The 14,920-nt window shown below is 54.7% G+C and carries 9 protein-coding genes; all 9 read right to left on the reverse strand.

The annotated features are described in order from the left end of the window. Positions 1-32: 32 nt before the first annotated feature. A complete protein-coding gene (recD, locus tag I2D83_RS17400) occupies positions 33-1,892 on the reverse strand; it encodes an exodeoxyribonuclease V subunit alpha (protein ID WP_205946988.1) in 1,860 nt (619 codons plus the stop codon). Then, entirely contained in the window at positions 1,889-5,473 is a 3,585-nt protein-coding gene (gene recB, locus I2D83_RS17405) for an exodeoxyribonuclease V subunit beta (protein WP_205946989.1), read from the reverse strand. The genes recD and recB overlap by 4 nt, the downstream gene beginning before the upstream one ends. Beyond that, positions 5,470-8,430, reverse strand: a complete 2,961-nt coding sequence (ptrA, locus tag I2D83_RS17410; RefSeq protein WP_205946990.1) for a pitrilysin — start codon at positions 8,428-8,430, stop codon at positions 5,470-5,472. The genes recB and ptrA overlap by 4 nt, the downstream gene beginning before the upstream one ends. Before the next feature lie 96 nt (positions 8,431-8,526). Then, positions 8,527-11,925: an exodeoxyribonuclease V subunit gamma gene (gene recC, locus I2D83_RS17415; RefSeq protein WP_205946991.1), complete on the reverse strand. Its 3,399-nt coding sequence runs from the start codon at positions 11,923-11,925 to the stop codon at positions 8,527-8,529. Between the two features lie 60 nt (positions 11,926-11,985). Then, a complete protein-coding gene (locus I2D83_RS17420) occupies positions 11,986-12,375 on the reverse strand; it encodes a prepilin-type N-terminal cleavage/methylation domain-containing protein (protein WP_205948213.1) in 390 nt (129 codons plus the stop codon). Further along, on the reverse strand, positions 12,362-12,817 hold the full coding sequence (locus I2D83_RS17425) for a YgdB family protein (protein WP_205946992.1): 456 nt from the start codon (positions 12,815-12,817) through the stop codon (positions 12,362-12,364). Before I2D83_RS17425 ends, I2D83_RS17420 begins: the two co-directional genes overlap by 14 nt. Further along, a complete protein-coding gene (locus I2D83_RS17430) occupies positions 12,814-13,425 on the reverse strand; it encodes a prepilin peptidase-dependent protein (RefSeq protein WP_205946993.1) in 612 nt (203 codons plus the stop codon). The genes I2D83_RS17425 and I2D83_RS17430 overlap by 4 nt, the downstream gene beginning before the upstream one ends. After that, a complete protein-coding gene (locus tag I2D83_RS17435) occupies positions 13,419-13,922 on the reverse strand; it encodes a prepilin peptidase-dependent protein (protein WP_194431701.1) in 504 nt (167 codons plus the stop codon). The genes I2D83_RS17430 and I2D83_RS17435 overlap by 7 nt, the downstream gene beginning before the upstream one ends. A gap of 174 nt (positions 13,923-14,096) precedes the next feature. After that, positions 14,097-14,891: a thymidylate synthase gene (gene thyA, locus I2D83_RS17440; RefSeq protein WP_180778193.1), complete on the reverse strand. Its 795-nt coding sequence runs from the start codon at positions 14,889-14,891 to the stop codon at positions 14,097-14,099. Positions 14,892-14,920: the final 29 nt, after the last annotated feature.

Below are 14,920 nucleotides of genomic sequence, written 5' to 3' on the forward strand. Positions count from 1 at the left end.
TAATCAAAACAGTTCACTATAAGTAGTATCTCTCAAGAACGTGCCATTAACGCGCTAATTCGCGCTTCCAAACCGCTATAGCGCTGCGTTGGCGTCTTCACCGCACGACAGAGGATCCTGATGTCGGTATAGAGAGATAAACGCTGGCGTGCACGGGTGATGGCGGTATACACCAACTCCCTCGTCAGCACCGGCAAATAGTGGTTAGGCAACACCAGCGCGGTATGATCGAACTCCGACCCTTGCGATTTATGTACCGTCATCGCATAGGCCGTTTCGTGCGGCGGCAAACGGCTTGGTGTGACGTCTTTGGTTTCGCCATTCGGCAAGGGGAAAAACACGCGTAGTTCACCGCTTTCCCCCGTCATGGCGATACCAATATCGCCATTGAAGAGGCCCAATGCGGCATCATTCCGTTCAATCATGACTGGGCGGCCGGGATACCAGCGGTTAAGCGGATTACGACTGCGCTGAATCAGCCCAGCCTGATGCAAAGCCTGCTCGATGCGCTGATTCAGCCCTGCTACACCAAACGGCCCTTCGCGCAGCGCGCACAGCTGACGATAGCGCTGGAAGGCAAGCAGCACAGCATCCGGCGAGGCTCCCGCAGCAATCAGTTGCAGATAATCACGATACCCTTCAACACACTGTGTCAGCATGGCCTGATACTCTTCAGCCTCAGCTAATGGACTACAGGTGATATCAGCAAACTCACCGTTCAGCACCGCACGCACGCGAACATCATCGCCGCCGTTCACTGCCAGCGCCAGTTGGCCAATACCGGAATGCGGATCGAAACGGTAGCTCCGGCGCAACAGACAGATGCTGTCACTGACCGTCGCCTGTCCTTCAGGACCACTTTCATCCAATTTACAGCCCGTCAGCCGCTGCAGTTGCTGCGCCCGCGCACGGCTATAGCCCGCCTCGGCAAAACGGCAGATATCCCCTAGTACTGCTCCCGCCTCGACGGACGCCAGCTGATCGCGATCGCCAAGAAAGATAATTCTGGCGTGTGGCGGAAGCGCAGCGATCACATTCGCCATCATCGGCAGATCGACCATCGACGCCTCATCCACAATCAGCACATCCAGATGCAGCGGATTGTCCTGATGGTGACGCAGGCGCTGACTATCCGTCACAGCGCCCAACAGTCGATGCAGCGTCGTCGCCTCTTGCGGAAACGCTTCCCGCTGTTGAGGCTCCACAGACAGACGATGCAGAGCCTGCCCCAGCGACTCCGTTAGCCGCGCAGCCGCTTTCCCGGTCGGCGCGGCTAATTGAATACGTAACGCCTCTCCCGTATTCAACTCAATCAGCGCCGCCAACAGCCTGGCGACCGTCGTGGTTTTCCCCGTCCCCGGTCCGCCGGAAATAATCGCAATGCGGCGCGTCAATGCGACAGCAGCGGCCACCTTCTGCCAGTCAACCTCTTCGCCCGCGTCAGGAAACAGCCGATCCAGAACCGATCGGATCGCAGGTTCATCAATCGACATCGTATCGCGCTCGCTGGCGATAAACCGCGCTACACGTCCCTCACTCTGCCAGCTACGCTGTAAATACAGTTTTTCTCCTTGCAGCACCAGCGGCGTTGACGTCGTGCCGTCACTGACAGCATCAGACGCCAACAAACGCTGTTGCCATGCAGAAACCGTGTTTAACCCTGCCTTCGTAAGCAGCTGCTGCGCCAACTCAGGATCGCGGCCGTCAAACAGCGTCTGTGCCTGCAAATTCTCCAGCGGTAAACACACATGCCCCGCGCCCGAATGCGCGCTAAGACAAGCGGCGGCTAGCAGCAGATCGGGCTGCGTCTCATCCGCCAGCATTCTGGCAAACTGAATATCCAACGGGCGCAGCAGCCGTCGCGCCAGTGCCGTTTCAAGTAAGGCAATCATGAGGGAATTCCTGTATCAGCATCGTCAGGCGTCTTTCCCTTGAAGAGCGTATCAAGCCCGAAAACAAATTCAGCGGAGGGACGACAAGCAAAGATGCCATTGCCGGGGTGAGATTCCTCAACGCCGCGTAAAAACAGATAAAACACGCCGCCAAAATGGCGCTCATAGTCGTAATCCGCAATGCGGTGACGGAGATAGCGATGCAAGGCCAGCGTGTAGAGCTGATATTGCAGGTCATAGCGGTGTTCGGCCATCGACTGCATCATGGCTGTCTGGGTGTACGCACTGGCATCAGGGCCAAGCCAATTGGATTTGTAGTCCAGCAGGTAATAGCGCCCTTCCCAGCGGAACACCAGATCGATAAACCCTTTCAACATACCTTTCACCTGCTGAAAAGAGAGTGCCGGACAGCGAGCAGATAGCGGATCGTGATGCTTTGCCAGCCGATCTAACTGCGCCGCCTGTATCGGTGCCTCGATCGGGATATAGAACTGCAATTCAGCCTGCTTATCTGCGTTATCCAACGCCGATAGCGTAATCCCCTGTTCGTTAAGCGGCGTCTGCAAAAGCGTATCCATCCACGCCTTCAACACTGGTTGCCAGTGGGCTTCAAACCCCTGTAGCTGCAACTGCTCGGCCAGCCAGGCATCATCAACGGGTTGAGTGAAATCCAGCGTTTCAAACAGGCTATGCAAAAACGTCCCCGGACTCGCGCCGCGCGGGAACGTATGAGGCGTCAGCTGGGCTTCATCCGTTTCCTGACGTTCACCTATCGCTTCAATATCCAGACGCGGCACCAGATCCTGCGCGCCTGCAGTACCATGTTGCTGAAGCCCCGAATAGCTGGTGACTCGCCAGCCATCGCGCAGTTGGCGTTCAATGTGGCGAGCCCGCAGCTCTGCCAATTCAGGTCTATCCGGCTGCCAGCGCTGTTCTTCCGTGGCCTGTAACGGTGTTAATGCGACACCGTCACCGACCATGCCTTCCAGCTCGCTAACCAACGTGGCAGCCTCAGCTTCTTTACCGCGCTGGAGTAAATAACCCAACGCGCTCTGGTGCATATCGCTGCTGCCGTCTTTCTTACGTGACCGCTGAATCGGTGCGACGCCGACGCTACAGTGATAAATAGAACGGGTCAGCGCGACATACAACAAACGTAAATCTTCCGCCAGCCGCTCTTCTTCCGCCAGCGTCTGGCTTTCTTCATGATTTTGCAGATCCAACACGGCCTGATAGCTCTCGCGATCGTGATAAATCCCCTGATCCTGCACGCGGAAGTGGCTAATGAAAGGCAACCACACCAGCGGATATTCCAGCCCTTTCGATTTATGGATCGTCACGATCTGCACCAGATGGCGATCGCTTTCCAGACGCAACTGCTGATTCTCTGCCTGCGGATTCGGCTGAACAATCTGTTGCGATAGCCAGCGTACCAGCGCGTGTTCACTGTCGAGCGTTGCCGAGGCATCCTGCAACAACTCGCCGATATGCAGAATATCGGTAAGACGACGTTCCCCTTCCGCACTCGCCAGCAGGTTCTCCGCCAATTGATGGCGACTCATCAGTGCACGCAGCATGGGCAGTACGCCTTTCTGACGCCACAACGCGCGATAACCCGCAAATTCATCTACCAGCGCATCCCACGCGGTTTCACTTTGCCCTAATGCATCAACCTGCCCAGCATCCAACCCCATCAGAGCCGTCGCCATCGCGCTGCGTAACGTGCGCTCCTGCTCTGGAGCCAGCACCGCCTGCAACAGCCACAACATATCGCTGGCTTCCGGCGTACTGAATACGCTGTCGCGATTGGACAGATACACCGAAGGTATAGACAAACGGCTCAGCGCACCACGAATCAGCGAGGCTTCACGTCGGCTACGCACCAGCACGCTCATGTCGGATGCCTTGACCAGACGCCGGGAATCATCGGTAACCAACCAGGCTTCATTACGCTGGCTGGCGGCGAGCCAGTCACGAATCTGCGCCGCACACTGGCGCGCCATCCGCTGCTGGTAATCCCCTATGCCAATCGGTTCTGAACCCGTTAGCCAGAATTGCAGTGCAGGCTGCGGCTTCCCGGCAACCTCAAACACCAAACCGCGCTTAGATTCGGCAGGCTTGACCGGTAGGAACGGGATGTTTTGAAAAATAAAAGGATATTCGAGGCGTTCAAATAGACGATTAACGCCATGTACCATCTGGTGTGACGATCGCCAGTTCGTGCCCAGCGTATAATGTGCAGCCACTTCTCCGCGCGCGTGCATGTAGGTAAAAATATCCGCACCGCGAAACGCATAAATAGCCTGCTTAGGGTCACCGATCAACAGCAGCCCACACTGCGGCTGCCCAACATACAGCGTCCGAAAAATACGGTACTGCTGGGGGTCGGTATCCTGAAATTCATCGATCATCGCCACCGGATAGCGTTCGCGAATGGCGCTGGCAAGCCGTTCCCCACCCGGCTGTTGCAATGCAACATCCAGACGGCTCAGCAGATCGTCAAACCCTAGCTCTGCACGCTGCCGCTTTTCCTCACTCACTGACTCCCGGATTGCCGACAGTGCACGCACAATCACTAAATCACGCAGCGACAGCGGTGTGGCGAGCAGCCGGTCTGTTTCCTCAAAGAGGGCATGAACGGGCGGTTCCCCTTTCTTCGTCTTTTCAATGAGCGCTTGCTGGGAAAACCGTACCAGATCCTTCGGCAGTTGGTAATCCAGCGTCGGCTGCTGCTCTGCCCACAGCGTAACTTTCTGTAGCCAGTTGGGTAGATGCTTACTGCTGTAGCTGCGTTTATCGACGCCAGAAGCACTAATCAACGCTTCCAGGTCCGCTGCTGACGCCAGCCAGCGTTGTTTATACGCGTCGATTGTCGCCACGATCTTATCGTGCCGACTCTGCAGCGTTTCGTCCTCTTCTGGCATCAAGCGAAATGCAGGCGCTTCACCGTGCAGATAGGGAGCCAGGTCGGTCAGCAGGTTTTCCGGCCCTTTCCACTCCAGGCCGACAATACGTGCGACCTCTACCGGCAACGGATAGCAATAACGACGCCAAAAGTCGGCGCAGGCCTGACGGCGCAGCGGCTGCTCATCTTCTATCAGCACCTGTTCAAAAAGCACACCAGACTCAAACGCATTGGTACTGAGCATACGCTGGCAGAAACCGTGGATCGTGTAGATCGCCGCCTCGTCCATTTGTCGTTCGGCAGCCAGCAAGACATCGGCCGCATCGCGATGGTCAGAAATCTCCTCCAGCAGTTGTGCTAGCGAAGCATCTTTAGGCTTCTCCGACTCTTCACCCTGCGCACTTTTACGCAGGCAGGCGATGCGTAAGGCGTGGATTCTGGCTCGAATACGTTCTCGCAGTTCTTCGGTCGCCGCCTCCGTAAAGGTCACAACCAGAATTTCCTCGACCAGTAGCGGACGTGGGTAAGCGGCTTGCTTACCCAGCCCCAGTAGCAGGCGCAGGTAGAGCGCCGCCAGCGTATAGGTTTTCCCTGTTCCGGCCGACGCCTCAATCAGCCGCTCCCCCAGGAGCGGCAACGTCATGACGTCTAATGATTGTGGCGCGGCGCTGTTCATTCTGCTGAAACCTTACCGACAGCTTCCGATGCGGCAGCCTCTACCGTCGGCTGTGCTGCGGGGGCAGGGATCATCGCAGGCGCTTTCTCATGCGGTAACGTTTTCTGCAACGAAGATGCATCCGCGTAGGTGTGCCATCCCTTCGGCGCAGCATAGTCAGCTTTACCATGATGGCTACCGGAAACCTGTGACAGCACGGCGAGCCCTTCAGGCTTCAGCGCCTTCTGGAAGAAATCAGCCACTTGCGTCACCGTCAGCGGTTTGATTTGTTCAAGCAGTTTCTCACGCGAGTCAAAAGCAAAGTTTTCCTGATCCAGATCTTTACGCAGTCGGCCAGCTTCTTCGCCCAATGTTTGCGGACGCTGATTCAGTTCATTCATCACGCCTTGCTTATACTGCGCAAATTCTTCTTCACTCATTTCACGCAGCCGTTTTTGCGCTTTCAGGTAAAAATCTTCATAGCGCTGATAGAGATAAGCCGGCTGCTTGCTATTACTTTGCAGCAGGAAACCAATGCCCATCTGTCTGCCAACAGACGCCGGGAAGGCAAACACGGCATAGCCCAGTTGCTCTTCTGTTCTCAATTGGCTATAGAACCAAGGCTGGACGATCTGCCCCAGCACGGAGCTGTATGCCATACTCTGCGTTTCCGAGTAACCCGTCGGTACATACACCGCCGCTAACGCAGAATCCGTGCTGCTGCCAGGACGCTGTAGATTAGCAAGCTGTGTCTTACTGATTTTGACATCATCGCTGCGCGACAGATTTTCACCATCGGCCTTCAAATGCGCTTTCAGCGTATTTGCCAGTTCGGTGACTCGCTCTGGAGCCAGATTGCCGACGACCAGCATTTCCGGCGTGGCTTTTTGCAGCAGATCTTTACGGTAGTTAACCACGTCCTGTAAACGGATATCCTTCAGCAGCTTACGGCGTTCACCACGCTCGAAGTAAGGCAGTTGCGACACAGCCTGAATCGGCTGTAATGCCTGTTCAAACGCTTTTGATTTCTCTACCGCATCCAACTGCTGCAAATACCAGGATTTTGCCTGTTCTAACTGCTCTTCCGTCGACGTAAAGGAGGCATAGCCATCCGCCAACGTCAGTAGCAACCGTGGTAAATGCTGGGTATAGCCATTGGCGTTAATCACCAGACCATCATTGCTGCGGGTGGAGAAACTGATGCCACCAACCGAGGCCTGATAGCTGAGTTCATCCAATGCCAGCCCCGCCAAATAATCATTTAACGCAAACAGCACCTGATTACGGGCGGTACTGCGCGCTTCCTGATTCCGCAGAAACAGCGTGATTTCCGCTTTCGGTTCATCGGCGAAGTAGTGGCTTGGCATATACAACACGCGTAGCCCCGGCTGATTCAGCAGGAGCGTCGGCTTAGTCATCGCCTTATCGGCTTTGATCAGGGAAAAATCATCGGGGATATACGGATTGATCGTTGGCAACGACAGCGACATTTTCTGTCCCAGCGTTTTCCATTTTGCGAATGTGGCCGATGGAATTTTATCCATCTCGTACGGCGCATCGACAAAATAGGCCACTTTATTATGCGGTTCATTCGGACTGATGACCCAGACGCGTGCGTTCTGCGGCGTCATTTCGTCCAGACGTGCGGCGATAGCCTTTGGATCATAACGATCCGCAACATACTGCGCATCCAGCGTATGTTCGACCGGCACGCTCAACATGGTATCCACCAGCCATTCGATGTAGTCCATATCCCGACTGATGGACGGATAGCGGAAATCCAGATCCAGAACATGCGCGATTTCATCAAAATAGCGCTGTTGAATCCCCTCGGTACGGATTTGTTGCAGGTAACGGAAGATGGCGGCAATCACCTCGTCACGCTGTGCCAGACCTTTATCGGTCAGCGAGGCTGAAATTGCAAACATGCCGCCGTTACGGTCAATGATCGGTGAAGAACCTGCACCGATAGACTCAACCAGACCTTCCTTTTGTAACCAGTCAGAAAGCGTATTCTGGCTGCGGTTACCGATCAGATAGCTAATGTAGGTATCCGTCTTGCTACGAAATTCCTGGCTAATATCGCTGACGCGAAACTCAATACGCAGCTGTTTTCTTGGCTGTGCGGGAACATAGTGAATCATTACGCCGCGCTGCTTCTCCGTCGTGACAGGAACGGTAACCGCGGGAACGCTGGCGTTGTGATTGGCAATACGCCCGAATGTGTCGGCCGCCAGTTTCGCCAGTTCCGGCAGAGGTTGATTGCTGTAAATCACCCCTTTCATCAGGTTGGCCGAGTAGTATTTCTGATAAAACTTCACCAGTTCATCATGCAGTTTGCTACCGGGTTTATCGCTCAGGGTCTCAAGATTGCCCCCCGAAAAACGCGCGCTCGGGTGCGCCGGATTCAGCGTCTCTGCACCTACCTGCGCCATGCGATGACCGTCACGCGAACGCGCCATCGTCAATTCCGCATTGACCGCGTTACGCTCACGATCGGCATTCACCGGATCGAGCAGCGGTTCCGCAATCGCATCGGCCATGCGATCGACCGCTGGCCGCAGCGCATCATTTTCCACTTCCAGATAAAATGCCGTGCGGTAAGACGCCGTGCTGGCGTTGTGGCTGCCGCCATGCTTTTTCAAAAATTCGGACAGGGCTTCCGGCTCAGGGTAACGTTTCGATCCCATCAGCACCATGTGTTCAAGGTAATGCGCTAGCCCCAGTTGGTTATCAGGATCGTTCAGCGAACCAATAGGCAACGCCAGTGATGCCAAGGATTTGGGTGCCTGCGGATCGGAAACCAGCAGAACGGTCATTCCGTTATCCAGCTTGATCGCCTGATATTGCCGCGGATCTTTTTCGCTTTTTCGAATGGTCTGCGCCAGCGGCTGCCAGCCTGTTTCTGCCCAACTCGCCGGAAGCCAGAATGTGAATAAAAGAAACCACCCGGTAATCCAGACCCACTGTTTACGCATGCAATTCTCCAACCTCATATCCATCACTTTTCACGTTGCAGTGCGTTATCTTCTCGCACCTCGAAATCGACTCGGGTATGACCCAAAACAAACTCATCACGCCAGATTAGAGCGGAACGGTGGCAGTAGCCAGATTTGCGCCGCTTCAATCACCTCATTCATTCGTTTTTCATCCAACTCACGAATAATACGTTGCAGGTAATAATCCTCACCTTCCCCCCGCATTCCCATATTACCCTGCCAGGCTTGCAGTAAGCGGGCTCGCGCCTTGTTTTGCGTCTCTTCATCCGAGCGCAGGCTATCGCTTTCGCGATCATAGCATTCAGCAAGCCAGGCGCTTCCCGCTTTATTGAGCAGTAACAGCGGCTTGATCATTCCCCGCCGATACCCCTCCAACATCAGAGCAAGATGTTCTCTGGCCTGCGTTTCCGACAGGGCTGCAAAGCGCCACGCGGTATCTTCCCGCCCATACAACCGACTTTCCCCCTGCCCACCCGTCGCACAGTAGGCCAGGTGTTCCAACCACAGCGTAATGCCGTCTTTCATGGAAAGCGTGCCGGGGCGCCAGCGTAGCAGGCCATCCGGCTGCACCTGATTTAGCCAACCGCTCACGCGCACGCCGTCAAGGAGGATATCGACTTCCCGACTCACCGACAGCGAGGACGTTAATTCATCACGCACGCGCGCAGCCAGCTGCGCCATCTCCTGCTGTTGTTCCTGCCAGTAAATTTCGCCAAACGCCCCATAGGGCAATTCACCCGCAGCTCTGGCACGGCGATACAGTTTTTCCGTATCGCCTTCATTAATCAAGGTATTAAGCAACTCACTATTCAATTGGTAGCGATTAAGGCTATCAACCACGAAGGGCTCTTCATCCAGCAGTTCATCGCTATGTAGCATGAAACTCACGCCAAGCCGCAGTTGAAAAAAGGCTCGCACAGGATGACGATAAAAACGCTTCAGATCGTCCAGACTCACATCGCTATCCGTTGTTCTTTCGGACAACGCTTCACGATCGAAATCAGGCTGGGCCTCCCCTTTTCGGTTCGCCGCCGCCAGCCATTCTGCCGCAAAGCTCAATGGCTGCGGTGCTGGCAGAAAGTTATCTGCATCGAAAGGCATACGGCTATGTTCACGGCAGAGGTGCTTCATCACCCGTTCCGCGCTGCTATCAATATCCAGCGTTTCATCCCCCGGCAGGACGTAACTTTGCGCGATATATTCCGTCAGTTCGCTAACCAATACGGAAGGATAGCGGCGTGTATTATCCTGAATCGAGCGCCCGATATAGCTGATATAAAGTTTGTGCTGCGCCGACAGCAGCGCTTCAAGGAACAGATAGCGGTCGTCGTCACGTCGGCTACGATCGCCACGCTTGATCTTCCGCCCCATCAGATCGAACCCGAGCGGCGGCAACGTTCGGGGATAGACACCATCATTCATCCCCAGCAAACACACGACCTTGAATGGGATAGAACGCATCGGCATCAGCGTACAAAAGTTGATCGCACCGGCCAGAAAACGCTGGCTGAGCCGTTCCTGATCGAGACGCCGCGACAATTCATCACGTAACCGGGAAATCGGCACCTGCTGTGGATAATGCGCCATCGTCCCCATGCCAATCACGTACTGCCACTGTTTTTCAACTAACGCCAGCGCCGCTTCGGTCTCGCTGTCAGCATCAAAGAAGGTTTCGATCAACTCTCGACATAGCGGTAGCCAGTCGACAAGCACTCGTGGTTGAGACAAGCGCTGACGCCACTGATGAATCTGCATCAGCAGTTCGGCCAGTTGACCAGCCAGTTCCGCAATCAATCCGCTGGATTCATCGTAAGGCAACACGCCCTGCCAGTCGCCGACCTGACTGTCCATCGCATAGCCCAACAGCATTCTCGTCAGACCGAAACGCCACGTATGCTGGCCCGTTGGCGGCAGCATGAGATCGCGCACGTTGTCGTCATCCAATCCCCAGCGCACGCCGGATTCCACCACCCACAGGCGCAAACGCCGTAACCCTTCTTCCTGAATACCGAAACGAGCGGCTAACGCGGGGACTTCAAGCAACGCCAGAACCTGTTCCGCCGTAAAACGGCTTGTCGGTAAATCCAGCAGGCTGATTACCGCCTGCAAGGCGGGATGCGCATGTCGCGCACGCTGATCGGAGATGGCAAAAGGCAGGTAGCGGTTGTCTGGCGCGTTGCCAAACACCGCCTGAATAAACGGCGTATAGCTGTCGATGTCCGCCATCATCACAATGACGTCACGCGGCATCAGTTCAGGATCGTCCGCCATCATAGCCAGCAAGCGATCGTGAAGCACTTCAACCTCACGCTGGGGGCTATGGCAGGCGTGAAAATCAACCGAACGATCGTCGAGCGCCAGCAGACGCTTTTGCATGCTGCTGTTCTGCGTCTCGTGACTAACCGCGACTACCGCGTGGTCTTCCAGCTCAAGGATATCGCGCTGCAGGGTTTGCAGCAGATTTTCGCCATCCGACTCAACAAAGGCATCGACCTCCTGCACATTATCCAACTCAGCCAGCAGATAAAGATTATCGCGCCCCAGCTTTCCCCACGATGCTAGCAGCGGATTATTAATCAACTGGTTACCGTCGTCATTGAACAGCGTTTCTGCCTGTCCAGGATCGCGAAATAACGGACGCGTTTCATCCGTCTGAACGCCGTCAAAGCGATGCAAGCGCCGGTTGCGGGCTTTTAGCTTCGCCAGAAACTTATAGTCCTGAATATCGCTCCAGTAATGGCGACAAGGATTGGTAAATAGCAGATGCACGTCAATGTGCCGCGCCAATGCGTTCAACGCCTGTAGATAGATGGGAGGTAACGCCGAGATACCACAGATAAAAACGCGTGGCGGCAGGCCTTTCGGACATGTTTTTGCCTGCTCTAACGCATTAATAAAGCGTTGATACAGAATCGCATGGTGCCATTCGGGCTGCGCCAGTTCGCGAGTGTAGTCCACCAGCGCACGCCACAGCGCAGACTGCCACAGTTGGTTCCCGCCGAGATCGTCAACCTGTTTCCCTTCTTGCCATGCCTTGATCCACTCTGGGCGATAAATCAGGTATTGATCGAAAAGATCCGCTACGCGCCCGGCAAGCTGATGCAGCTTACGCTGGTTATCATCATCCTGCAGATAGTGGTTAAGTGCCGAAAAATCAGGTTGTTCCAGTAAATCGGGCAGCAAATGCATGAGCTTCCACGTCATTGCATCCTTGCTGAAGGCGCTTTCTTTTGGAATATCCGGCAGCACGTGGCGACACATATTCCACAAGAAAACACCGGGCAGCGGGAATTGGATATTGGCAGCAATACCGAAGTGCCCAGCCAATTCAATTTGCAGCCACTGCGCCATCCCCGGACTTTGCACCAAAATCACTTCCTGCTGGAAGGGATCAGCAAGCGGCTGACGTTTTATCAACTCAACCATCAGTCTTTTCAAGATATCCAACTGATTGGAGTGATAGATTCTAAACATTCTGGCTCCTGCTCGCCGTGGCTTACGATTGATAATTCATAGTTTACCCAAGCACGCCGACTAAACAGGCGGCGTTCGGCAAAACCAACGGTTTAGTGTAGCCTGATAGCGACGTGGCGTCATGACTCTTGCCGTTACCTGACGGCATTCTGGGCTCTGTAACTGCTCTGACACACTAAACTGCCAGTTTTTGCTAAGAGATGCTTCATGACCAAGCGCGAACGGATCATACGACACACCCGCTTCATAAGCGTCCAGTTGCTGCATAGCGAACCGCCACGCCTGACGCTGCTGCCACTGATGCTGAAATGACTGCTGTAAAATCTGGTGATATTGCAGTAACCCCATCAGAGACACGGCAAACAGTAGCGCCGCCACCAGCGTTTCCGGCAGGCTAAAACCGGATTGATGACTCACGAGCCCCTTATTCACTGCGCTATTCTGTTGCATCACAGCGCGTCACCTCCTTATCAGGACAAAAATCCAGCCAGCCGTTAGCCAATGGTTGAATCGCGATCTGACCCGGCGACAGCGCCAGAAATGACACCCGCTGGTACAGCTTCAGCGTTCGAGTCGACGCGGGGAGCATCCCTTCACCACGCAGTACGCCTTGCTTACCATCCGAGGCAGCCCGCAAACACACCACGAGCTGCTCCGCTGAGAGCTGCTGACACTGCCAGCTTTCGGTTGATACGCGCCAACGCAGTCCTATTCCCCAGTTCAGCGAGGACAACGCCTGATTGAACGCTCGCAGATAATGCCGTTCATCGTTTCCTACCTGAATGGCAGACTCAAGCTGACGTTGCAAACCAGACATCAACAGCAGGCCGATAACGGCGATTAGCAACACCATAGCCAGCGTTCCGCTTCCCTTTTGCAATCCTTGCTTCATTGGTTACGTCCCAATATCAGGCGGACAATATGCTGCTTAACCGCAGGGCGTTTCGCCCAGTATCCCGCCAGTTGCAATTCATACAGCGCTACACCATTTTGCGTAGCCAAACGCTGTAACCGGAACAGCGTAAGTACGACTTCCTGCGGATCAAACAGCTTTTCCCATCGATCGCCCTGACAATTGTGCGCTCCGCTCTGAATTTCCAATGATCGACTGCGCAGGCGATAGCCAAAAGATTCCGCATCCTGTTGTTCCCCGCCATCCCACACCCCATTCCGGTTCAGATCGTAAGAGACATTCATACAGCTGTTTTCCGCTTCTCCCGGATAATTCCCCATGCTGATCGCCTTGCCCTGACAGCTCCCCGCACAAAAACCGGCCCGACGGATGTCTTTCTCAATCCCCATCGCTACCTGACTGAACAGTTGTTCCAGCCGGAAAAGCTGTGCGCTGTCCTGACTTTGGCTGCGCAACAGAGGGTAGAGCTGTGCCGCCGACAGCATAATCAAACTACCTAAACTCAGCGCTAACAGGATTTCCGGCAAAGTGAAGCCGCGCTGCTTACACTTCGGCCTTGGTTGTCTCAACGTCATGGCTATCAACATAGAGGAATCGCCAGAACAACTTGCGATTCGCTGCACAGACGCATACGTCCCCTCACCGAGATAATGAGACGCAACTGACCCGCAGAATTCGACAACGAGATGTGCCCGGCCTGAGCCGCATTACGCAAACCAAAGAACGTAAAAATGCTGCTGGTGGATTTTGCCAGCACGACCTCCTGCGTACGGCGAACGAACTGCCCTGGATGGTTCTCACGGCACGTTTCCTCCGCCTGTTTCTCATTCTGCCCCGCTACCATGCACCATAGCTCCCCCTGCGGTATAAGCTTCACCGTCCGGGTCTCGTTATGCCAGTAGGCATTCGCCTGAACCCGACTCAAAAAATCCAGCAACTGCTGCGCACTCTGCTCCAGACGAATAGCCTGCTGATATTGAATCCAGCCATGCAGGCCGCCGCCTGCCATCAGCGCCACGATCGTCAGCACAACTAAAAGTTCAAGCAAGGTAAACCCCCGCTGTTGTCGATTCCCTGTTTTCATGGCGTCAGGATAATAAGTCCTATCAGCAAGAACAGCGCGTTAACGGCGTTATACGTAGCGGCTCGCAATGTTTTACTGCAACGGTGTAACAACGGAAAAAAGCTGCGGAGAGGTGGGGAAAATGAGGAGACAAAAAGGGCCGCATTACGCGGCCCTGAAAAGTGTGGGGAAGTTTTAGATGGCAACGGGCGCTTTGATGGCGGGATGCGGATCGTATCCCTCGATTTCAAAATCTTCGAAGCGGTAGTCGAACAGCGTATCTGGACGGCGCTTAATCACCAGTTTAGGCAGCGCGCGCGGCTCACGACTCAGCTGCAATTGCGTCTGTTCCAGATGGTTGTTGTACAGATGCGTGTCGCCGCCAGTCCAGACGAAATCACCGACGTCCAGATCGCACTGCTGCGCCACCATGTGCACCAGAAGCGCATAGCTGGCGATGTTGAACGGCAGGCCGAGGAAGATATCGCACGAGCGCTGATAAAGCTGGCAAGAAAGTTTGCCATCCGCCACGTAGAACTGGAAAAACGCGTGGCACGGTGCCAGCGCCATTTTGTCCAGTTCACCCACGTTCCAGGCAGACACGATAATACGGCGAGAATCTGGATCCTGTCTCAACTGGGTCAGAACATTCTTCAACTGATCGATCTGACGGCCGTCTGCGGCTCCCCACGAACGCCATTGTTTACCGTAAACCGGCCCCAAATCACCGTTCTCATCTGCCCACTCGTCCCAAATACTGACTTTGTTTTCATGCAGATAAGCAACATTGGTATCGCCGTTCAGGAACCAGAGCAGTTCATGGATAATCGAACGCAGGTGGCATTTTTTGGTGGTAACCAGCGGAAACCCGTCTTGCAAGTTGAAACGCATCTGATGGCCGAAAATGGAACGCGTGCCCGTGCCGGTACGGTCGGCCTTCGGCGTGCCCTCTTCAAGCACTTTTTTCATCAGATCCAGATACTGTTTCATACTACCTCACCACAAATATTAAAGAAGGA

Origin of the sequence: Pectobacterium aroidearum (assembly GCF_015689195.1) — a bacterium.
In the GTDB taxonomy this organism is placed as follows: domain Bacteria; phylum Pseudomonadota; class Gammaproteobacteria; order Enterobacterales; family Enterobacteriaceae; genus Pectobacterium; species Pectobacterium aroidearum.

What these genes read in the sequence shown, in the direction of transcription:
- I2D83_RS17430 (WP_205946993.1), bottom strand. Translation starts at nt 13,425, where the DNA reads ATGTTGATAGCCATGACGTTGAGACAACCAAGGCCGAAGTGTAAGCAG.
- I2D83_RS17425 (WP_205946992.1), bottom strand. Translation starts at nt 12,817, where the DNA reads ATGAAGCAAGGATTGCAAAAGGGAAGCGGAACGCTGGCTATGGTGTTG.
- recD (WP_205946988.1), bottom strand. Translation starts at nt 1,892, where the DNA reads ATGATTGCCTTACTTGAAACGGCACTGGCGCGACGGCTGCTGCGCCCG.
- I2D83_RS17435 (WP_194431701.1), bottom strand. Translation starts at nt 13,922, where the DNA reads ATGAAAACAGGGAATCGACAACAGCGGGGGTTTACCTTGCTTGAACTT.
- ptrA (WP_205946990.1), bottom strand. Translation starts at nt 8,430, where the DNA reads ATGCGTAAACAGTGGGTCTGGATTACCGGGTGGTTTCTTTTATTCACA.
- recB (WP_205946989.1), bottom strand. Translation starts at nt 5,473, where the DNA reads ATGAACAGCGCCGCGCCACAATCATTAGACGTCATGACGTTGCCGCTC.
- I2D83_RS17420 (WP_205948213.1), bottom strand. Translation starts at nt 12,375, where the DNA reads ATGCAACAGAATAGCGCAGTGAATAAGGGGCTCGTGAGTCATCAATCC.
- thyA (WP_180778193.1), bottom strand. Translation starts at nt 14,891, where the DNA reads ATGAAACAGTATCTGGATCTGATGAAAAAAGTGCTTGAAGAGGGCACG.
- recC (WP_205946991.1), bottom strand. Translation starts at nt 11,925, where the DNA reads ATGTTTAGAATCTATCACTCCAATCAGTTGGATATCTTGAAAAGACTG.